Annotated in this window: 15 protein-coding genes; 8 read left to right on the top strand and 7 right to left on the bottom strand. The window is 68.0% G+C overall.

Annotation, left to right across the window (positions count from 1 at the left end; genetic code table 11):
- Positions 1–37: 37 nt before the first annotated feature.
- Positions 38–1498, bottom strand: a complete 1461-nt coding sequence (locus tag U4Z31_RS18625; protein WP_124487178.1) for a PLP-dependent aminotransferase family protein — start codon at positions 1496–1498, stop codon at positions 38–40.
- 230 nt (positions 1499–1728) lie between these two features.
- Between U4Z31_RS18625 and U4Z31_RS18630 the strand changes: the two genes are divergently transcribed.
- The 7 genes from U4Z31_RS18630 to U4Z31_RS18660 all read left to right on the top strand — a co-directional run bounded on the left by U4Z31_RS18630 (position 1729) and on the right by U4Z31_RS18660 (position 10099).
- A complete protein-coding gene (locus U4Z31_RS18630; protein ID WP_321811026.1) occupies positions 1729–2421 on the top strand; it encodes a VOC family protein in 693 nt (230 codons plus the stop codon).
- A gap of 55 nt (positions 2422–2476) precedes the next feature.
- A complete protein-coding gene (locus U4Z31_RS18635) occupies positions 2477–3385 on the top strand; it encodes a DMT family transporter (protein WP_321811027.1) in 909 nt (302 codons plus the stop codon).
- A gap of 152 nt (positions 3386–3537) precedes the next feature.
- Positions 3538–4719 carry a PLP-dependent aminotransferase family protein gene (locus U4Z31_RS18640; RefSeq protein WP_257772921.1) on the top strand — a complete coding sequence of 394 codons (1182 nt, stop codon included), beginning with the start codon at positions 3538–3540 and terminating at the stop codon, positions 4717–4719.
- Between the two features lie 50 nt (positions 4720–4769).
- The gene (locus tag U4Z31_RS18645) at positions 4770–5228 is read left to right on the top strand and encodes a RidA family protein (RefSeq protein ID WP_034190720.1); all 459 of its coding nucleotides are present in this window, start codon (positions 4770–4772) and stop codon (positions 5226–5228) included.
- Between the two features lie 13 nt (positions 5229–5241).
- Positions 5242–6123, top strand: a complete 882-nt coding sequence (locus U4Z31_RS18650) for a PhzF family phenazine biosynthesis protein (protein ID WP_321811028.1) — start codon at positions 5242–5244, stop codon at positions 6121–6123.
- A 220-nt stretch (positions 6124–6343) separates the two neighbouring features.
- Positions 6344–8683: an EAL domain-containing protein gene (locus tag U4Z31_RS18655; protein WP_321802092.1), complete on the top strand. Its 2340-nt coding sequence runs from the start codon at positions 6344–6346 to the stop codon at positions 8681–8683.
- Between the two features lie 207 nt (positions 8684–8890).
- Positions 8891–10099, top strand: a complete 1209-nt coding sequence (locus tag U4Z31_RS18660) for a chromate transporter (RefSeq protein WP_321802091.1) — start codon at positions 8891–8893, stop codon at positions 10097–10099.
- Between the two features lie 43 nt (positions 10100–10142).
- Here the strand turns inward: U4Z31_RS18660 and U4Z31_RS18665 are convergent, their stop codons facing one another.
- A complete protein-coding gene (locus tag U4Z31_RS18665) occupies positions 10143–10589 on the bottom strand; it encodes a multidrug/biocide efflux PACE transporter (protein ID WP_124487172.1) in 447 nt (148 codons plus the stop codon).
- Positions 10590–10702: 113 nt separating this feature from the next.
- On the opposite strand from U4Z31_RS18665, the gene U4Z31_RS18670 reads away from it, so the two are divergent.
- Positions 10703–11587 carry a LysR family transcriptional regulator gene (locus U4Z31_RS18670; RefSeq protein WP_124521587.1) on the top strand — a complete coding sequence of 295 codons (885 nt, stop codon included), beginning with the start codon at positions 10703–10705 and terminating at the stop codon, positions 11585–11587.
- A gap of 67 nt (positions 11588–11654) precedes the next feature.
- Here the strand turns inward: U4Z31_RS18670 and U4Z31_RS18675 are convergent, their stop codons facing one another.
- The 5 genes from U4Z31_RS18675 to U4Z31_RS18695 all read right to left on the bottom strand — a co-directional run bounded on the left by U4Z31_RS18675 (position 11655) and on the right by U4Z31_RS18695 (position 19614).
- Positions 11655–12113, bottom strand: a complete 459-nt coding sequence (locus U4Z31_RS18675; protein ID WP_044846424.1) for a CopD family protein — start codon at positions 12111–12113, stop codon at positions 11655–11657.
- Positions 12114–12359: 246 nt separating this feature from the next.
- Positions 12360–14681 (bottom strand): DNA topoisomerase IV subunit A, encoded by a 2322-nt coding sequence (gene parC, locus U4Z31_RS18680; protein ID WP_044846423.1) that lies wholly within the window; start codon positions 14679–14681, stop codon positions 12360–12362.
- A gap of 62 nt (positions 14682–14743) precedes the next feature.
- Positions 14744–16726, bottom strand: coding sequence for a DNA topoisomerase IV subunit B (locus U4Z31_RS18685; protein WP_124487170.1), 1983 nt, complete (start codon positions 16724–16726; stop codon positions 14744–14746).
- A gap of 266 nt (positions 16727–16992) precedes the next feature.
- Positions 16993–18978, bottom strand: a complete 1986-nt coding sequence (locus U4Z31_RS18690) for an ATP-binding cassette domain-containing protein (protein ID WP_185500430.1) — start codon at positions 18976–18978, stop codon at positions 16993–16995.
- Positions 18979–19206: 228 nt separating this feature from the next.
- Positions 19207–19614, bottom strand: a complete 408-nt coding sequence (locus U4Z31_RS18695; RefSeq protein ID WP_124487169.1) for a DUF4399 domain-containing protein — start codon at positions 19612–19614, stop codon at positions 19207–19209.
- Positions 19615–19632 lie beyond the last annotated feature (18 nt).

A 19632-nucleotide genomic window follows, 5' to 3' on the forward strand; every position in this document is an offset into this window, starting at 1 on the left:
GGGCGAGCGGATTTCAAGGGCGGCGTGCCGCCCGCCGTCACGACGCGCGCCGCGCCGCCGATTCGATATAGCGCGCGAGAAACCCCGGCAGCGCCGGATCGCCGCAGTTCGCGACATTGAAGCGCGTCCATGTCGACGACGACTGCTGCGGCGAGAACAGGCTCCCCGGCGTCAGCAGGAAGCCTTCCTCGTGCGCGGCGGCCGCGAGCGCATCCGAATCGACGCCCGTGTCGGCCCACAGGAACATCCCGGCCGCCGGCATCGTGAAGAGCCGCAGCCCGGTACGCTCGAGCATCCGCGCGGTCTTGTCGCGCACGCCGTCGAGCCGCGCGCGCAGCCGCTCGACGTGGCGCCGGTAGTGCCCTTCGGTCAGTATCTTGTACAACACGCGCTCGTTGAGCTCCGGCGTCGTCATCCCGACCAGCATCTTCTGGTCGGTGACCGCCTTCGCGATCTCCGGCGCGCAGGCGACATAGCCGACCCGCAAATTCGCCGCGAGCGTCTTCGAATAGCTGCCCAGGTAGATCACGCGCTTCAACTGGTCGAGGCTCGCGAGCCGCGTGGCCGAATAGCTCGGCGGGCACAGGTCGCCGTACACGTCGTCCTCGACGACGAGGAAATCGTACGCCTCCGCGAGCTTCAGGATCCGGAACGCCTGCGCGGCCGACAGCGACGTGCCGGTCGGGTTCTGCAGCACCGAATTGATCACGAGCATCTTCGGCCGCCACATCTGCACGAGCGTTTCCAGCGCGTCGAGATCGGGGCCGTCGGGCGTATAGGGCATCCCGACCAGTTGCGCGCCCTGCGACGCGAAGCGGCCGAACATCTGGAACCACGCGGGATCGCCGACGATCACCGCATCGCCGGGACGCACGTAGATCCGCGAGATCAGGTCGATCGCCTGCGTGATGCCCGACACCAGCACGAGCTGCTCGGGCTTCGCGCCGATCTCGACTTCCGCGAGCCGCGTCTGCAGCTGCTGGCGCAGCGGCAGGAAACCCTGCGCAGTGCCGAAACCGAGCATCTGCGCGCCGGACTGGCGCCCGAGCGCGCGCAGCGCACCGGTGATCAGCTCGCCGTCGAGCCAGCGGCCCGGCAGGTAGCCGAGACCCGGCCCTTTTTCCGGGCTGGCGGTATGCAGCATGTTGCGCAGCAGCCAGACCACGTCGATCGTGTTGTGCACCGGCGCGGCCTCGGCCACGCGCACCACGTTGTCGGCCGGCAGCGGGCCGGTGGCCGTGCGCTCGCGCACGTAAAAACCCGAGCCGCGCCGCGAGTCGAGGTAGCCCTGCGCGACGAGCCGTTCGTACGCTTCCACCACGGTGAAGCGCGACACGCTCTTGTCGAGCGCGAGCTTGCGGATCGACGGCATCCGCATGCCGGGCCGGAACACGCGTTCGTCGATGCGGCGCCGCGCCCACTGGACGAGCTGGTCGACGAGCGTGAGCGTGGCCGTATCGTGCGGCGCGGGAATCTGGGCGAGTGGGACGGTGGACATGGGCGGCGGCTCCAACTGTACCGAAGGCTATCGCGCCGATTGTACCGTTACTGTGCCGGTGCCGACGATTACAGTTGACCGGAATGGCGATCGTGCGGCCGCCGTTCCGGCCCTGCCGTATGCGGCGCAGCCCCGTCCGGCCTGCATTCGCGGCCGGGCACCGGCCGGCCGCCCAACCGTCCCGCGCGTCGCCCGCCCACCATGACACTTTCGCTTCCCGACCGACGTTGATGCCAGCCCGCTCCCTGACCCTCGACCATCTCGTGATCGCCGCGCGTACGCTCGACGAAGGCGTGCGCCACGTCGCCGACGCGCTCGGCATCGAACCGGCCGGCGGCGGCCGCCATCCGCTGATGCGCACCCACAACGCGCTGTTCGGCGCGTGGGGCGGGCTGTACCTCGAAGTGATCGCGATCGATCCCGACGCGCCCGTGACAGGCGACGACGCCACGCCGCCGCGCGCGCGGCTCTTCGCGCTCGACGATCCGGCGATGCACGCACGGCTCGCGCAGGGCCCGTTCCTCGCGCACTGGGTCGCGCGCGTCGACCGCCCGCGCCGGCTCGCGCTGTGGCAAAACCAGTACCCGACGCGCATCGCACCGGTCGTCGCGATGCGGCGCGGCGACCTGAGCTGGGGCCTCACGGTGCCCGACGACGGCGCGTTCCCCGCATGGCAAGGCGCCGGCGACGGCCTCGTGCCGTCGCTGATCCAGTGGGACAGCCCGCGCCATCCGGCCGAATCGCTGCCGGACAACGGCGTCGCGCTGAAGGCGCTCAAGGGCGTCCACCCGCGTGCGGACGCCGTCCGCGAGCAGCTCGACTGGCTCGGCGCCGGCCATCTGCTCGACCTCGACACCGGCGACGGCCCGCCGGCGCTCGTCGCCGAATTCGACACGCCGCAGGGCGCACGCACGCTGCGCTGACCGCCCTGGCGCCCTTTCGATTACCCGAACCCTGCAATACGGAGACACCCAGTCCATGAATTCGCGCGAAACCCGGGGCATGCTGCTCGGCCTCATCGGCGTGATGATCTTCAGCCTCACGCTGCCGATGACGCGTATCGTCGTCTCCGAACTCAACCCGCTGCTGAACGGGCTCGGCCGCGCGCTCGCCGCGTCGGTGCCGGCCGGCCTGCTGCTGTGGTGGCGCCGCGAGCGGCTGCCGACCCGCGCGCAGCTGAAAAGCCTCGCGGTCGTGTCGGCCGGCGTGATCATCGCGTATCCGGTGTTCTCCGCGTGGGCGATGAAGACCGTGCCGGCGTCGCACGGCGCGGTCGTCAACGGCCTGCAGCCGCTGTTCGTCGCGCTGTACGCGGCGTGGCTGTCGCATGAACGGCCGTCGAAGGCGTTCTGGGCCAGTGCGCTGGCCGGCAGCGCGCTGGTGATCGCGTTCGCGCTGCGCGACGGCGGCGGGACGGTGCAGGCCGGCGACGCGCTGATGCTCGTCGCGGTCGGCATCGGCGCGCTCGGTTATGCGGAAGGCGCGCGCCTCGCGCGCCAGATCGGCGGCTGGCAGGTGATCTGCTGGGCGCTCGTCGTGTCCGCGCCGTTCCTCGTGCTGCCGGTCGGCTGGCTTGCATGGACGCAGCACGCCGCGCACCCTGCCCCGCTCGCGCTGCGCACGTGGCTCGCGTTCGGCTACGTGACCCTCTTTTCGCAATTCATCGGCTTTTTCGCGTGGTACGCGGGGCTCGCCATGGGCGGCATCGCGCGCGTCGGCCAGGTGCAACTGCTGCAGATCTTCTTCACGATCGCCTTTTCCGCGCTGCTGTTCGGCGAAACGGTGACGCCGTCGACGTGGCTGTTCGCGGCCGCCGTGATCGCGACCGTGATGCTCGGCCGGCGCTCGGCGGTGGCCACGGCCCCGCGTCCCGCTCGCGCCGGTTGATGAGGTGCGCCATAATGTCCGTTTTGCCTGAACGGTTTTGCCCACCCGGCCGCGACGGCCCGATCGCGCTCCCGCACGCCCACCCGGCTGCGTCGACGCAATCTGCCTGACCGACCTTTCTTGACTGACCACGATATCCGAACGAGGAGACTATGAATCCGAGCGACCTGCATCCGCCGCACTGGCAGCTTTCCGAACGCGCCCGCAAGCTGACGAGCTCTGCGATCCGCGAGATCCTGAAGGTCACGGAACGCCCCGAGGTCATCTCGTTCGCAGGCGGCCTGCCCGCTCCCGCGACGTTCCCGGCCGAGCGCATGCGCGCCGCGGCCGACCGCGTGCTGCGCGATGCGCCCGCCGCCGCACTCCAGTACAGCGCGACCGAAGGCTACCTGCCGCTGCGCGAATGGATCGCCGAGCGCTACAGCGTGCGCGTGTCGCAGGTGCTGATCACGACCGGCTCGCAGCAGGCGCTCGACCTGCTCGGCAAGGCGCTGATCGATCCGGACAGCCCGATCCTCGTCGAAACCCCGACCTACCTCGGCGCGCTGCAGTCGTTCTCGCTGTACGAGCCGCGCTACGTGCAGGTGCCGACCGACGAGCAGGGCCTGCTGCCCGAAGGCCTCACGCCCGAACTCACGCAAGGCGCACGCCTCCTGTACGCGCAGCCGAACTTCCAGAACCCGACCGGCCGCCGCCTGCCCGTCGAGCGCCGCCGCGCGCTCGCCGCGTTCGCGCAGTCGAGCCCGTTCCCGGTGCTGGAAGACGACCCGTACGGCGCACTGAACTACCAGGGCGAGCCGCTGCCGACGATGCTGTCGATGGCGCCGGATCACGTCGTGCACCTCGGCACGTTCTCGAAGGTGCTCGCGCCGGGCCTGCGGATCGGCTACATCATTGCCCCCGAGGAACTCCACTTCAAGCTCGTGCAGGCCAAGCAGGCCACCGACCTGCACACGCCGACGCTCACGCAGCGCATCGCACACGAAGTGATCAAGGACGGCTTCCTCGACGAGCACATCCCGACGATCCGCCAGCTGTACGGCGCGCAATGCGAGGCGATGCTCGCGTCGCTCGCTCGCCACATGCCGGAAGGCGTCACGTGGAACCGCCCGGACGGCGGCATGTTCATCTGGGTGAACCTGCCCGCGCAGATCGACAGCATGAAGCTGCTCGAGGCCGCGGTCGCCAACCACGTCGCCTTCGTGCCGGGCGCGCCGTTCTTCGCGAACGACCCGCAGCAGAACACGCTGCGCCTGTCGTTCGTGACGGTGCCGCCGGAGAAGATCGAGGAAGGCGTCGCGCGCCTCGGCAAGCTGCTGCGCGAGCGTCTCTGATCCGCTTTTTCCCTGTCACGACTCTCTACGATCCACGAGGAATCGAATCCATGGCTAACGTCTACGACAAGCTGAAGTCGCTCGGCATCGAGCTCCCGACCGCCGGCGCACCGGCCGCCGCCTACGTGATGAGCGCGCAAAGCGGCAACACGGTCTACCTGTCGGGCCACATCGCGAAGAAGGACGGCAAGGTCTGGGCCGGCAAGCTCGGCGCCGACCTGCAGACGGAAGACGGCAAGGCGGCTGCGCGCGCGATCGCGATCGACCTGCTCGCGACGCTGCACGCGCACACGGGCGACCTGAACAAGGTCACGCGCATCGTGAAGCTGATGAGCCTCGTCAACTCGACGCTCGACTTCACCGAACAGCACGTCGTGACGAACGGTGCGTCGGAACTGATCGCCGAGGTGTTCGGCGACGCCGGCAAGCACGCGCGTTCGGCGTTCGGCGTCGCGCAGATTCCGCTCGGCGCGTGCGTCGAGATCGAACTGATCGCCGAAGTCGCGTAACGGGGGCATCGAGGTGACCGGTCGTCTCGTCCGCTTCAAGCAGGTCGACGTGTTCACGTCGGTGCCGTTCAAGGGCAACCCGCTTGCCGTGGTGTTCGACGCCGACTCGCTCGGCGACGACGCCATGCTCGCGATCGCCCGCTGGACGAACCTGTCGGAAACCACGTTCGTCTGCACGCCGACCGATCCGGACGCCGACTATCGCGTGCGGATCTTCACGACGGCGGGCGAGCTGCCGTTCGCCGGCCACCCGACGCTCGGCACCGCACATGCGTTCCTGGAAAGCGGCGCGCGGCCGCGCACGCCGGGCCGGCTGGTCCAGCAATGCGGGGTCGGCCTGGTCGAACTGCGCGAACAGGCCGATGGCTGGGCATTTGCCGCGCCGCCGGCACGGTTCACGCCGCTCGACCGTTCGGACTACCCGGCACTGGTGGCCGCGTTGCGCAGCGACGCGATCGACCTGGAAGCCGAGCCGTGCGCGATCGACAACGGCGCGCCGTGGCTGGTCGTGCGGCTGAAGTCGGCCGACGCGTGCATCGGCCTGGCGCCCGATCCGGCCGCGCTGGAGGCGCTCACGCGCCGCTACGGCACGGACGGCCTCGCGGTCTACGCGCCGCATGCCGAAGGCGGTCCCGCGACCTTCGAAATCCGCTGCCTGATGACGGGCGGCGACTTCGGCTTCGGCGAGGACCCGGTCACCGGCAGCGCAAACGCCGCGCTGGCCGGGCTGCTGACGCGGCAGGAACGCCGCCCCGGCCAGTCGTATACGGCCCGCCAGGGCACGGCGATCGGCCGCGACGGCCGCATCTTCGTCAGCTATGCCGAAGACGGCACCACGTGGATCGGCGGCCACGTCGTCACGGTCGTCGACGGCACCTTCCGGTCCCCCGTGTAACATTTCGCGATGTGCGATGGCGCCGGCCCGGCCGGCGCCCTACGATTCCCCCGGCTATCGCAAAAACGTTCCAGCCAGTAATATCGGGCCTAATCCGTCGCTTCGGCGGGTCTGTCCATGGTTGCGCATCCCGCGTACGAACAGACGCCGGTGCGACCCCAACCATAGCCGGCCATCCCGACGCGGGATGGCGCACGCGAGCAGGACGCCGCCCTCTTCGATGAGCTCCGCCCGGTCAAACCACCCGCCGCCGAACCGGCCGCTACGCGCGCCACGCAAGTCGCGCCGGCGCGCGCTGTTCGCGATCCCGCTGCTCGGGATGCTCGCGCTCGCGCTGCTGTGGGCCGTGATCATCGCGCGGCTGTCGGTCGAAAAGGACAGCGCGTACAAGGAAGCGGCGGCTTCCGCGGCGATCCTGTCGTCCGCGCTCGAACAGCACACGGTCAAGGCGATCCACCAGGTCGACCAGATCACCCGCTTCGTCAAGTTCGAATTCGAGAAATCGCCCGCGCGCTTCAACCTCGCGAGCACCGTCGAAAAAGGCGTCGTGCCGAGCGACACGCTGATCCAGGTTTCGCTCGTCAACGCGAAGGGCATCCTGTTCGCGAACACGGCCGAACTCCACCCGAAGCCGATCAACCTGTCCGACCGCGAGCACTTCAAGGTCCACCTCGCGCACAACGACGATCGCCTGTACATCAGCAAGCCCGTGCTCGGCCGCGTGTCGAGCCACTGGACGCTGCAGATGACGCGACGCCTGAACAACCCGGACGGCAGCTTCGCCGGCATCGTCGTGGTGTCGGAAGACCCGAGCTACTTCACGAACGACTTCTACAACAACGCGGCGATCGGCAAGGAAGGCGTGATCTCCGTCGTGTCGGATACGGGTGCCGTGCTCGCGCGGCGCACCGGCTCGCTCAACAACGCACCGGGGGCGTTCTCCGCATCGGGCGTCTATCCGATCGCCGAGCGCGTCACGGGCACGATCATCGACCCGATCGACGGCGTCACGCGCATCGTGTCGTACCGCCACCTCGACGGCTACCCGCTCGCGGTGATGGTCGGGCTGTCGCAGACCGAGGAATACGCGGACTACTACCATACGCGCAACGTCTACCTGCTGATGACGAGCTTCATCACGCTCGCGATGCTCGCGTTCTTCGGCGTCGCGACGGGGCTGATCGGCAAGCTGCTCGGCCGCGAGCGCGAGATGACCCAGCTCGCCGAATACGACCTGCTCACCGGCCTTGCGAACCGTTACGCGACCCTGCGCGGGCTGCGCAACGACGTGTCGATGCCGGCCAGCCTGTCGCGGCTCGGCCTGCTGTTCATCGACCTCGACAACTTCAAGACCGTCAACGACACGCTCGGCCACAACGCCGGCGACATCGTGCTGCAGATGACCGCGTCGCGCCTGTCGGATGCCGTCGGCGACGAAGGCTCGCTCGCACGGATCGGCGGCGACGAGTTCGTCGTCGTGATGAAGGGCGACGACGTCGAACGGCGCGCGGTGCGGCTCGCGGAAGCGATCATCCGGATGTTCGGCGAGCCGTTCGACGTGCGCGGCAGTTCGTTCGTGCTGCATGCGAGCATCGGCATCGCGCTGCACACCGTCGCGAACGAAAGCGAAATCGACCTGCTGAAGAAGGCCGACCTCGCGATGTACAGCGCGAAGGATGCGGGCAAGAACTGCTACCAGTTCTACGCGCCGCACCTGTCGCATCGCGCGGATCACCTGATGCGCTGGGAACAGCAACTGCGCGTCGCGCTCGCCGAGGGGCAGCTGTTCCTCGCGTACCAACCGAAGATCGACCTGACGCACCGCACGATCACCGGCTTCGAGGCGCTCGCGCGCTGGGATCACCCCGAGCACGGGGTCATCTCCGCGAACGAATTCATTTCGATCGCCGAATCGACGGGCCTGATCGTGCCGATCGGCGACTTCGTGATCCGCACCGCGTGCGAGCAGATCGCGCGCTGGCGCGACGACGGCCACGACACGCTGACGCTCGCGGTCAACATCTCGCCGGTACAGTTCTGGCGCGGCGACCTGATCGAGACGATTTCGCAGGCGCTGCAGGACACCGGCATCGACGCGAACCGGCTCGAGCTCGAGATCACCGAGACCGCGATGATGGAATATCCGGAGCTCGTGTCCGAGAAGATCGTCGCGTTGAAGAAGCTCGGCATCCGGATCGCGCTCGACGACTTCGGCACCGGCTACTCGTCGCTGTCGTACCTGCACCGCTTCTCCGTCGATACGTTGAAGGTCGACCGCTCGTTCGTGCAGGCGATCCCGAACGATCGCAGCGTGTGCGTGATGGTGTCGTCGATCGTGCATCTCGCGCGCTCGCTCGGCCTGACGGTCGTCGTCGAAGGCACCGAAACCGAGGAGCAGATCGCATGGCTGTCCGCGCTCGGCGAGATCGAGGCGCAGGGCTTCCTGTTCTCGCGCCCCGTGCCGGCCGACGCGATCCCCGCGCTGATCGCACGCTTCGGCGTGCGCGGCAACCGGCCGAACGTCCTCGCGCACCGCGCGACCGGCAGCACCGGCGCCTGAACCCGCAACCTGCAACCCGCACGGCCCATGTTGCGCGGCACATCGATCATTTCGGCTTCCGATGCGGTTGTTTAGTTCATTTACTAGCGTTTTCGCGCATGGCAGTGTCATGACTCGCGGCGGACAATCGGGAGGGCCATCGTGTCGGCGGGCCGCCGGCACGTCCCTATGCGCGAGACCAGGCCCGGCGCCAACCGCAACACCATCATGACCACCGTCGAAGTCGAAGCGGCCGAACGTGTCGAACAGGCACAGGCATCCCTGTGGGCCTTGTTCAAGGTCGTCGCCGGCATTTCCGCGCTGTCGTGGGGTGGGCTTTCGATGATGGCGCAGCTCGAACGCCACTACGTCGAGCGGTGGCAGCGCATCGAGCCGCACGTATTCGCCGATCTCGTCGCCCTTGCATGGCTCGTGCCAGGCCCCGTCGGCTGTAATGTCGCCGTGCAGGTCGGCCAGACGCTGCACGGCCGCGCGGGCGCGTGGGTCGCCGGCATCGCGAGCGTCCTTCCGTTCTCCGTGCTGATGACGCTGTTTGCGATCTTCTACCGCACGCCGGTCGTGCGCTCGCTGGCCGCGCCGGTGCTGATCAATCACTTCGGGATGGTGCTTGCCGCGCTGATCGGCGTCACGTGGGTCAAGCAGTGGCGCGCGCTCGCGCGCACGCGGCTCGAACAGGTGATCGCCGCGCTGTCGACGATTCTGCTCGCTTTCGCGCATAGTCCGGCCGCTTTCGTCGGGATTCTTTTTGCTGCGTTTGCAGCAGGCTGGCTCACCGGGCCGCCGCAACACGCCACGGTCGACGTCACGCTGTCGAAACGCGACCGCAACCTGCTCGTGCTGCTGGCCGTACTCGTCGCGGTATTCGCACTGCCGCTGCCCGGCGACTACCAGGAGACGCTGCTGTGGCCGCGGCTCGCCGGCGCCGGCATGACGCTGTTCGGCGGCGGATTCTCCGCGCTGCCCGTGCTCAAGACGCTGTTCGTGTCGCCGGCCACCGGCATCTCCGATCGCGACTTCACGCTCGCGTTCGCGCTTTCGCCGGTGGCGCCCGGCCCGCTGCTGAACGTCGTGCCGTTTCTCGGCTACCTGACCGACGGCTGGAGCGGTGCGCTGCTCGCGACCGCCGCGCTGTTCATTCCGTCGGGATGTCTCGTCGTGTTCGCGCAGAACCATCTGTTCCGGCTCAAGCGCCATTCGCGCTTCGAGCACGGGATGCGCCTGCTGCGCGCGGCGACGACGGGCTTTCTCGTCGTCGCCGTCGTGAAGATCCTGCATCGCGAACCGGCCGATCCCGTCTATTGGCTCACGGGCGCCTTCGCGACGCTGTGCTTCACGCGCTTCAAGGTGCCCGTGTATGCCGTCTACGGTGCGGTCGCGATCGCATGCGGCGTGTGGCTGTGGGCCGTCGCGCACTGACGGCCGGCCCCGGTCGCCGCCCCCGCCGCCGGACGCTTGCCGCTCAGCCCGCCGGTACCGCGACGCGGCGTGCGGCCCAGCGTGCGCGCAGCGCGTCGTACGCGAGGTTGAAGCAGAACGTGTAAGGCAGGAAGAACAGCACGATGCCGAGGTCGAGCAGCAGCGCCTCGACGAGGCTCACGTTCAGCCACCACGCGGCGACCGGCACCACCATCGCGACGAGGCCGAGCTCGAACATGACCGCATGCGCGATCCGCATGCCGAGCGTGCGCGTGAGGCCCGCCCGCCGCTCGAAGCGGTCGAACAGCGTGTTGAACGTCATGTTCCAGGCCATCGCGATCAGCGACACCATCACCGTCAGCACGCCGACGTGCGACACCGGCATGTCGAGCAGCCACGCACCGATCGGCGCGCAAAGCGCGATCGCGACCAGCTCGAACGTCAGCGCATGAACGAGACGTTCCGTCACTGTTTTGTTGATCTGTTTCATGGTTCCCTCCGATGCGTTCGTACAATCCATGCCGGCCATTTTGATCGGCGAAACCGCGTGAATCCAGTTTGATATCATCGGTTTTACCGATATAAAGCCGTGAGGCCCGCCGCATGCGCCATGCCCCCGAAGCCCTGCTCGCCTTCGCCGAAGCCGCGCTGCTCGGCTCGTTCACGGCCGCCGCACGCAAGCTCGGCAAGCGCCAGTCGACGGTGTCCGAAGCGATCGCGAACCTCGAGATCGATCTCGGCGTGCAGCTGTTCGACCGCTCGACGCGCGCGCCGACGCTGACCGATGCCGGCCGCGCGCTGCTCCCGCAGGTGCAGCGCGCGCTGGAGGCCGGCGCGGCAATCGACCGCACCGCCGCGCGGCTCGCGCAGGGTGAGGAAGCGCGGCTGACGCTCGTCGTGTCCGACACGTACCAGTCGAAGCGTTACGAGGAAACCTTGATGGCGCTCGAGCGGCGCTTTCCGGCGCTCGAGCTCGAATGCCAGATTGCCGAGCACGAGGACGTACTCGACCTGATCCAGCAGGGCCGCGCACAGCTCGGGCTGATGGCCGCGCGCGCGGTCTATCCGCCGGATATCGGCGCGGCGACGGTGGCGGAAGAATCGGAGATCGGCCTGTTCGTCGGGCGCACGCACGCGCTGGCGGCCTATGGCGACGCCGACGTGCCGCATGCGGCGCTGCGCGACGCGCGCGAGCTGCGCCTCAATACGTATGTGAAACCGGAGGATCGCGGCGCCGCCGACCGGATCGTCGTCGGCACGCAGCGCTGGCTCGCGCCGAGCTACCTGATGCTGCTGGAGATGGCGGTGCTGGGGTTCGGCTGGGCCGAGCTGCCGCGCTGGATGGTCGAGCACTTCGCGCGCGATCGGCTGTGCGAGCTGCGCGCGCGCGGCTGGCCGCGCCGCGTGCGGGTCGATGCCGTGTGGTCGCGCAACCGGCCGCTCGGCCCGGCCGGCGCGTGGCTGCTCGACGCGATGCTGGCCGCGTAGCGGCGCGCGGCACCGCGCCGGCGGCGAGCGCCGAACGGCGCCGCGCAATCAGAGGCCGGCGAGGCGATCAGAAGCCGCGCGACAGCACGGCCGCGCCGATCGTCACGACGCCGAGCACGAGGTTGACGACGACCAGCAGGCGCACCGTGTTCACCGCGCGCGCACCGTCCGGCCAGTTCTGCGCCTGCACCGCGCGGCGGATGCGCGGGAACAGCGCGAAGCGGATATGGCCGAAGATCAGCATCATCACGACGCCGAGCCCCGCCATCGCATGCAGCGTCCACGTCGCGTGCGCGCCGCCGAAGGCCGTGAGCAGGAAACCGCCGGACAGCAGGATCACGATCACCGAGCCCGACACCCAGTTGAAGAAGCGGCCGAACACGCCCTCGATCAGCGGCAGCCGCAGCTGTGGCGTCAGGTCGGACAGCGCCGGGCGCAGGCAGAAGTGCGCGAAGACCATCCCGCCCACCCACACGGCGACGGCCAGCAGATGAAGAAACAGCGCGACGGCAACGGCGTGGGACATGGCGGCAATCCTGTTATGAGTTGAGTGCAACGAACAGCCGCGTCACGCGCGGTCTCGAGCGACGTTCGACCGGCGGACCGCCGGTCGGTTCAGACCCCTGGCGGTATTTCACAATATTTGCAAGTTCCGCGTGACGGCGCCACGCTCGCTTTCCTGCATGCGTCGCCCCAAAAGAAACAGGCCGCACGCCCGCCGAAGCGGAGGTGCGGCCTTCGTTGCCGGTCGAACCGGCACCCGGATGCGGCGTCAGCCGAGCAGCGGACGCAGCTCGTTGACGACCTTGAGCTTCGTTTCCGGCGCGCGGCCCTTGCGTGCGCGCTTGCCGACGTGCGGCGCAAGCCCCGCGTACGACAGCGTTTCGTCCTGCGCCTTGCCGCCGCGCCCGGTGCCGATCAGCACGACACCGGCCGGGTCGATCGCGAGCGCCTGCACGAGCGTTTCCTTGTCGTCGAGCGCCATCAGGATCACGCCGCGGCCGCCGCCCGACAGCGTCTTCATCTCGTCCATCCCGAACACCAGCAGACGGCCGCCGCTCGACAGACACGCGACCTGCGTCGCGTTCGGCAGTACCGGCATCGGCGCGAGCGGCACCGCGCCTGCATCGATCGTCATGAACGACTTGCCGGCCTTCACGCGGCTCACCATGTCGCCGACCTTCGCGAGGAAGCCGAAGCCGTTGCTCGACGCGAGCAGCAGTTGCTGATCGGCCGGCGCCGCGTAGTAGTGCATCAGATGCGAGCCCGATTCGAGCTCGATCAGCGACGTGACCGGCACGCCGTCGCCGCGCCCGCCCGGCAGCACCGACACGTCGACCGAGTACACGCGGCCGCTGCTGCCCCATGCGATCAGGCGATCGGGCGTGCGGCACTGGAACGCCGCATACAGGTGATCGCCGGCCTTGAACGTGAAGCCGGCCGGGTCGAGCCCGTGGCCCTTCAGCGCACGCACCCAGCCCTTCTGCGACACGACGACCGTCACCGGCTCGTCGACGACCTTCGCCTCGAACGTCGCGCGCTTTTCCTGCTGGATCAGCGTGCGGCGATCGTCGCCGTACTGCTTCGCGTCGGCCTCGATCTCCTTGATCATCAGCCGCTTCATCGCGCTTTCGTTCGCGAGCAGTTCCTCGAGCTTCGCCTTCTCGTCGCGCAGCGCCTCGAGCTCCTTCTCGATCTTGATCTTCTCCAGCCGCGCGAGCTGACGCAGGCGGATTTCGAGGATGTCTTCCGCCTGGCGGTCGGAGAGGCCGAACGCGCTCATCAGCGCGGCCTTCGGCTCGTCCGACTCGCGGATGATGCGGATCACCTCGTCGATGTTCAGGAAGACGATCATCCGCCCTTCGAGGATGTGGATGCGGTCGTCGACCTTCGCGAGACGATGGCGGCAGCGGCGCGTCATCGTCAGCTGGCGGAACTTCACCCACTCGTCGAGGATCGTCAGCAGCCCCTTCTGGCCCGGCCGGCCGTCGGCGCCGATCATCACGAGGTTCAGCGTCGCGTTCGATTCGAGGCTCGTGTACGCGAGCAGCGTGTTCACGAATTCCGTCTGGTCGATCGTGCGCGACTTCGGCTCGAACACGAGCCGCACCGCCGCTTCCTTGCCCGACTCGTCGCGCACCGCGTCGAGCAGGTCGAGCATCGCCTTCTTGGTGTTGAGCTGCTCGGGCGTGAGCGTCTTCTTGCCGAGCTTGAGCTTCGGGTTGGTCAGTTCCTCGATTTCCTCGAGCACCTTCTGGCCCGACGTGTTCGGCGGCAGCTCGGTGACGACGAGTTGCCACTGGCCGCGCGCGAGATCCTCGATCTTCCAGCGCGCGCGCACCTTCAGGCTGCCGCGGCCGGTTTCATAGGCCGCCGCGATCTCGGTGTCGCTCGAGATGATCTGGCCGCCGCCCGGGAAATCCGGGCCGGGAATCAGGTTCATCAGCTCCGCGTGCGAAAGCTTCGGATTGCGGATCAACGCGACCGCCGCCGCCGCGACTTCACGCAGGTTGTGCGACGGGATTTCGGTGGCCAGGCCGACCGCGATGCCCGACGCGCCGTTCAGCAGCACGAACGGCATGCGGCTCGGCAGCGTCTTCGGCTCCTCGAACGAGCCGTCGTAGTTCGGCATGAAGTCGACCGTGCCCTGGTCGATCTCGTCGAGCAGCAGCTTCGAGATCGGCGTGAGCCGCGCTTCGGTGTAGCGCATCGCCGCCGCGCCGTCGCCGTCGCGCGAGCCGAAGTTGCCCTGTCCGTCGATCAGCGGATAGCGCAGCGAGAAATCCTGCGCGAGACGCACGAGCGCGTCGTACGCCGACTGGTCGCCGTGCGGGTGATATTTACCGAGCACGTCGCCGACCACGCGCGCCGACTTCACCGGCTTCGCGTCGGGGCCGAGGCCCATTTCGTTCATCGCGAACAGGATCCGGCGCTGCACCGGCTTCTGGCCGTCGCACACGTCGGGCAGCGCGCGGCTCTTCACGACGCTGACCGCGTAGCTGAGGTACGCCTGCTCCGCGTAGTTGCCGAGCGTCAGCGCATCGGCTTCCGGTGCGTCGGACCCGGCGAAGAGATCGGAAGTATTGTCGTCCATCTGTATTCCGTATTCGTAAGTGGCGTGAGGCCGGGCCGGGCGTCATGCCCGGCCGCGCGGGTTTAGATGTCCGCTTCGACGTCGTTGCCCTTTTCCTCGAGCCAGCCGCGTCGCGCGGCTGCCTCGCCCTTGCCCATCAGCATCGTCATGCGCGCAACCGTCGCCTCGTAGTCGAGTTCGCCGAGCTTCACCGGCATCAGGCGGCGCGTGTCGGGATTCATCGTCGTGTCCCACAGCTGCTCCGCGCTCATTTCGCCGAGACCCTTGAAGCGGCTGATGCTCCACTGCGTTTCGCGCACGCCGTCCTTGCGCAGCTTGTCGAGCGTTGCCTCGAGTTCGCCGTCGTCGAGCGCATAGAGCTTCTGCGCGGGCTTCTTGCCGCGCGCGGGCGCATCGACGCGGAACAGCGGCGGCCGCGCGACGTGCACGTGACCGCGCTCGATCAGCTGCGGGAAATGCTTGAAGAACAGCGTGAGCAGCAGCACCTGGATGTGCGAGCCGTCGACGTCCGCGTCCGACAGGATGCAGATCTTGCCGTAGCGCAGGTTCGACAGGTCGACGGTGTCGTCCGGGCTGTGCGGATCGACGCCGATCGCGACCGAGATGTCGTGCACCTCGTTGTTCGCGAACAGGCGATCGCGCTCGGTTTCCCACGTATTCAGCACCTTGCCGCGCAGCGGCAGGATCGCCTGGTACTCCTTGTCGCGGCCCATCTTCGCCGAACCGCCCGCTGAGTCGCCCTCGACGAGGAACAGTTCGTTACGCGCGATGTCTTCGGTCTCGCAATCGGTCAGCTTGCCCGGCAGCACCGCGACGCCCGAGCTCTTGCGCTTCTCGACCTTCTGGCCCGCGCGCGTGCGCGCCTGGGCCTGCTTGATCACGAGTTCGGCGAGCTTCTTGCCGTGCTCGACGTGCTGGTTCAGCCACAGTTCGAGCGCCGGACGCGAGAACGACGACACGAGCTTCACCGCGTCGCGGCTGTTCAGGCGTTCCTTGATCTGCCCCTGGAACTGCGGATCGAGCACCTTCGCGGACAGCACGAACGACACGCGCGCGAACACGTCTTCCGCGAGCAGCTTCACGCCCTTCGGCTGCAGGTTGTGCAGTTCGACGAAGCTCTTCACCGCCTGGTAGAGGCCGTCGCGCAGGCCCGACTCGTGCGTGCCGCCGGCCGGCGTCGGAATCAGGTTCACGTACGACTCGCGCACGAGCGAACCTTCCTCGCTCCATGCGACGACCCACGACGCGCCCTCGCCCTCGGCGAAGGTGTCGTCGGTCGAACGCGCATCGGCGAAACGCTCGCCTTCGAACAGCGGGATCAGCAGCTCGCTGCCGTTCATCTCGTCGAGCAGATAGCCGCGCAGGCCGTCCTCGTATTTCCATGCCTGGCGCTCGCCGGTCTTCTCGTTGACGAGCACGACCTCGACGCCCGGCAGCAGCACGGCCTTCGAGCGCAGCAGACGCTGCAGCTCGCCGAGCGGCAGGTTCGGCGAATCGAAATACTTCGGATTCGGCCACACCTGCACGCGCGTGCCGGATTTCTTCTCGCCGCGGCCCGCGCCTTGCGTCGCGAGCGGCTTCACGACGTCGCCGTCGGCGAAGCCGAGTTCGGCGATCTTGCCGTCGCGCCAGACCGTCACGTCGAGACGCGTCGCGAGCGCGTTCGTCACCGACACGCCGACACCGTGCAGGCCGCCCGAGAACGTGTACGCGCCGCCGGCAGCCTTGTCGAACTTGCCGCCTGCGTGCAGGCGCGTGAACACGATCTCGACGACCGGCACGCCCTCTTCGGGATGCATCCCGAACGGGATGCCGCGGCCGTCGTCCTCGACCGACACCGACTGGTCGGCGTGCAGCGTGACCGTGATCTGCTTGCCGTAGCCGCCGAGCGCCTCATCGGACGCGTTGTCGATGACTTCCTGGATGATGTGCAGCGGATTTTCGGTACGGGTGTACATGCCGGGCCGCTGCTTGACCGGCTCGAGGCCCTTGAGCACCTTGATCGATGCTTCGCTATAGGCCGCGCTGGGCTTCTTCGTTGACATAGGCGCTGAATTTCGTCATTCATCGGGACGTTGTCCACACCTCGTGTGGATAACGTCGTGGACAAAACGTTGAGTTCCGTAAAAAAGCGAATCGAAACAACGGTGTGCTTGGACTGCTCCGAAAGCGGGCGCGCGGCGTGCGCCGAGCGACCCGGGACGCGCGGTATTTTACTGGTTCCGCGTGGCGCGCCGTCGCAAGATCGTCGCACGGCGCTGCCGGCCGCCCGGCCGGCGCTCCGACGCGCCAGGCCGCCACGCGCGGTGCGTCAGACCGGCTTGCGCTTTGCCTCGAGCGTCTCCCACCGCTCGAGCGCGGCGAGGAGCTCGTCGTCGATCGCCGCGAACCGCTCGGTCAGGCGCGTGCCTTCCTGCGGATCCTTCGCGAAGATCGAGCCATCTTCGAGTTGCGCGTTGATCGTCTTCTGTTCTTCCTCGAGCGCCGCGATCTTCTCGGGCAGCGCATCGAGTTCGCGCTGCTCGTTGAACGACAGCTTCACCGTGCGCTGCGCGTTGCGGCCGGCCGCGCCTTTCGCCGCGTCTTCCTTGACCGGCGCCGCTTCCTTCACCGCGCGCTTCGCCGCTTCCTGCTGCGCGAGCTGCTGCGAACGCTCGCTCTGGATCTGCCAGTCGGTGAACCCGCCGACGTATTCGCGCCACTTGCCGTCGCCTTCGGCCGCGATCACCGATGTCACGACGTTGTCGAGGAACGCGCGATCGTGGCTGACGAGCAGCACCGTGCCGTCGTAGTCGGCCAGCAGCTCTTCGAGCAGTTCGAGCGTCGGGATGTCGAGGTCGTTGGTCGGTTCGTCGAGCACCAGCACGTTGGCCGGACGCGCGAACAGGCGCGCGAGCAGCAACCGGTTGCGCTCGCCGCCCGACAGCGACTTCACCGGCGAGCGCGCACGCTCCGGCGCGAACAGGAAGTCGCCGAGATAGCTCATTACGTGCTTGCGCACGCCGCCGATCTCGACCCATTCGCTACCGGGGCTGATGGTGTCGGCCAGGCTCTTTTCCTGGTCGAGCTGCGCGCGCATCTGGTCGAAATACGCGACCTGCAGGTTCGTGCCGGTCCGGACCGTGCCCGCGTCGGGCTTCAGTTCGCCGAGGATCAGCTTGAGCAGCGTGGTCTTGCCGGCGCCGTTCGGGCCGACGAAGCCGATCTTGTCGCCGCGCATCACGGTCGTCGAGAAGGTGTCGACGACCGTGCGATCGCCGTAGCGCTTCGTCACGTCCGTCAGTTCTGCGACGATCTTGCCCGACTTCTCGCCCTGCGCGACGTCGAGCTTCACGTTGCCCTGCGAATTGCGGCGCTCCGCGCGCTCGTTGCGCATCTGCACCAGCCGCGCGATGCGGCCGACGCTGCGCGTGCGGCGCGCCTCGACGCCCTTGCGGATCCACACTTCTTCCTGCGCGAGCAGCTTGTCGAACTTCTCGTTTTCCACGCGCTCGACTTCGAGCTGCTGCGCCTTGCGCGTCTGGTACGCGGAGAAATTGCCCGGATACGACAGCAGCCGGCCGCGATCGAGCTCGACGATGCGGGTCGCGACGCGGTCGAGGAACGCGCGATCGTGCGTGATGAACAACAGGCCCGCACGCTGCGCGACCAGCAGTTCTTCCAGCCAGCGGATGCCGTCGAAGTCGAGGTGGTTGGTCGGTTCGTCGAGCAGCAGCACGTCGGGCTGCAGCACCAGCGCGCGCGCCAGCGCGACGCGCTTCTGCATCCCGCCCGACAATGCGTCGACCTGCGCGTCGCCGTCGGTCAGGCCGATCTGCGCGAGCGTCATCGATACGCGCGTGCGCCAGTTCCATGCGTCGTGCGCATCGAGCGACGACTGCAGCGCGTTCATCCGCGCGAGCAGCGCGTCGTGTTCGGCGCCTTCCGGTGTTTCCGCGAGGCGATGCGCGATCGAATCGTATTCTTCGAGCACTTCGCGCGTGTGCGTGAGCCCCGATGCCACGGCGTCGAACACGGTCGCGCCGGGTTCGAATTCGGGCTCCTGCGGCACATAGACGGTCACGAGCTCCTGCTGGCGCGTAATCAGCCCGTCATCGGGCTTCGCGAGCCCGGCGACGATCTTCAGCAGCGACGACTTGCCCGCGCCGTTGCGACCGATCAGGCCGACGCGCTCGCCGGCCTCCAGCGAGAAGTCCGCGTGATCGAGCAACGCGACGTGACCGAACGCGAGTTGCGCGCCGGTAATGGAATAAAGCGACATGGGGAGACGGCGAAGAGAGAAATCGGAAGCGCCCATTGTACCGGTGGCGGACGCCTGCGCCGGGATGGCCGGATGGACTAGGCCGGAGGGCGAATCATTTTGTGCTGCTTAAGCGTTGCGTCAGCGCTGCGTTTTTGCTGCGGTGGCATGACGGCGCGCGCTCGGCGGACGGGGCCGGCATCGCGTGCTTCGACGTCACGGGGGGCCGGCGGCGGGCATCCGGCCGCCGTTTCCCGGCCGGGCGCCCGCAGGCGGAACGCGCGATTACTTCACGTTGACCGTGATCGTCGAGCTCAGCTCGGGACCGTACGAACGGTGCGCGCCTTCGCCGAGCTGCAGCGTCAGCGTGTGCTGGCCGGGCGGCAGCTTCAGGTCGGTTTCGGTCTGGCCCTTGCCGAAGTGCAGCGAATGGTCGGTGGCAGGGATCACGTCGCCCTTCGGCACCGGCTTGCCATCGACCAGCAGGTGATGATGGCCCGTGTCCGGCGTCATGTCGCCGGCCGGCTTGAGTTCCATCCCTTCAAGGCCGAACTTCACGTGCACGGGGCTCGACACCGTCGCACCATCCTTCGGCTCGGCGAAGTACACGCGCGCCTCGGCACGCGCGAGCGTCGACGCGGCCAGCGCCGCGACACAAACCACACCCGCGATCCATTTCTTCTTGTTGAGCATCGTTTTTCTCCTTCAGAT

This window comes from Burkholderia sp. BCC1985 (genome assembly GCF_905339915.1).
Lineage (GTDB): Bacteria > Pseudomonadota > Gammaproteobacteria > Burkholderiales > Burkholderiaceae > Burkholderia.

Coding starts and splice junctions, on each gene's coding strand:
- U4Z31_RS18630 (WP_321811026.1), top strand. CDS start 1,729: ATGCCAGCCCGCTCCCTGACCCTCGACCATCTCGTGATCGCCGCGCGT.
- U4Z31_RS18685 (WP_124487170.1), bottom strand. CDS start 16,726: ATGTCAACGAAGAAGCCCAGCGCGGCCTATAGCGAAGCATCGATCAAG.
- U4Z31_RS18660 (WP_321802091.1), top strand. CDS start 8,891: ATGACCACCGTCGAAGTCGAAGCGGCCGAACGTGTCGAACAGGCACAG.
- U4Z31_RS18665 (WP_124487172.1), bottom strand. CDS start 10,589: ATGAAACAGATCAACAAAACAGTGACGGAACGTCTCGTTCATGCGCTG.
- U4Z31_RS18670 (WP_124521587.1), top strand. CDS start 10,703: ATGCGCCATGCCCCCGAAGCCCTGCTCGCCTTCGCCGAAGCCGCGCTG.
- U4Z31_RS18655 (WP_321802092.1), top strand. CDS start 6,344: ATGAGCTCCGCCCGGTCAAACCACCCGCCGCCGAACCGGCCGCTACGC.
- U4Z31_RS18625 (WP_124487178.1), bottom strand. CDS start 1,498: ATGTCCACCGTCCCACTCGCCCAGATTCCCGCGCCGCACGATACGGCC.
- U4Z31_RS18690 (WP_185500430.1), bottom strand. CDS start 18,978: ATGGGCGCTTCCGATTTCTCTCTTCGCCGTCTCCCCATGTCGCTTTAT.
- U4Z31_RS18645 (WP_034190720.1), top strand. CDS start 4,770: ATGGCTAACGTCTACGACAAGCTGAAGTCGCTCGGCATCGAGCTCCCG.
- U4Z31_RS18635 (WP_321811027.1), top strand. CDS start 2,477: ATGAATTCGCGCGAAACCCGGGGCATGCTGCTCGGCCTCATCGGCGTG.
- U4Z31_RS18675 (WP_044846424.1), bottom strand. CDS start 12,113: ATGTCCCACGCCGTTGCCGTCGCGCTGTTTCTTCATCTGCTGGCCGTC.
- U4Z31_RS18695 (WP_124487169.1), bottom strand. CDS start 19,614: ATGCTCAACAAGAAGAAATGGATCGCGGGTGTGGTTTGTGTCGCGGCG.
- parC (WP_044846423.1), bottom strand. CDS start 14,681: ATGGACGACAATACTTCCGATCTCTTCGCCGGGTCCGACGCACCGGAA.
- U4Z31_RS18640 (WP_257772921.1), top strand. CDS start 3,538: ATGAATCCGAGCGACCTGCATCCGCCGCACTGGCAGCTTTCCGAACGC.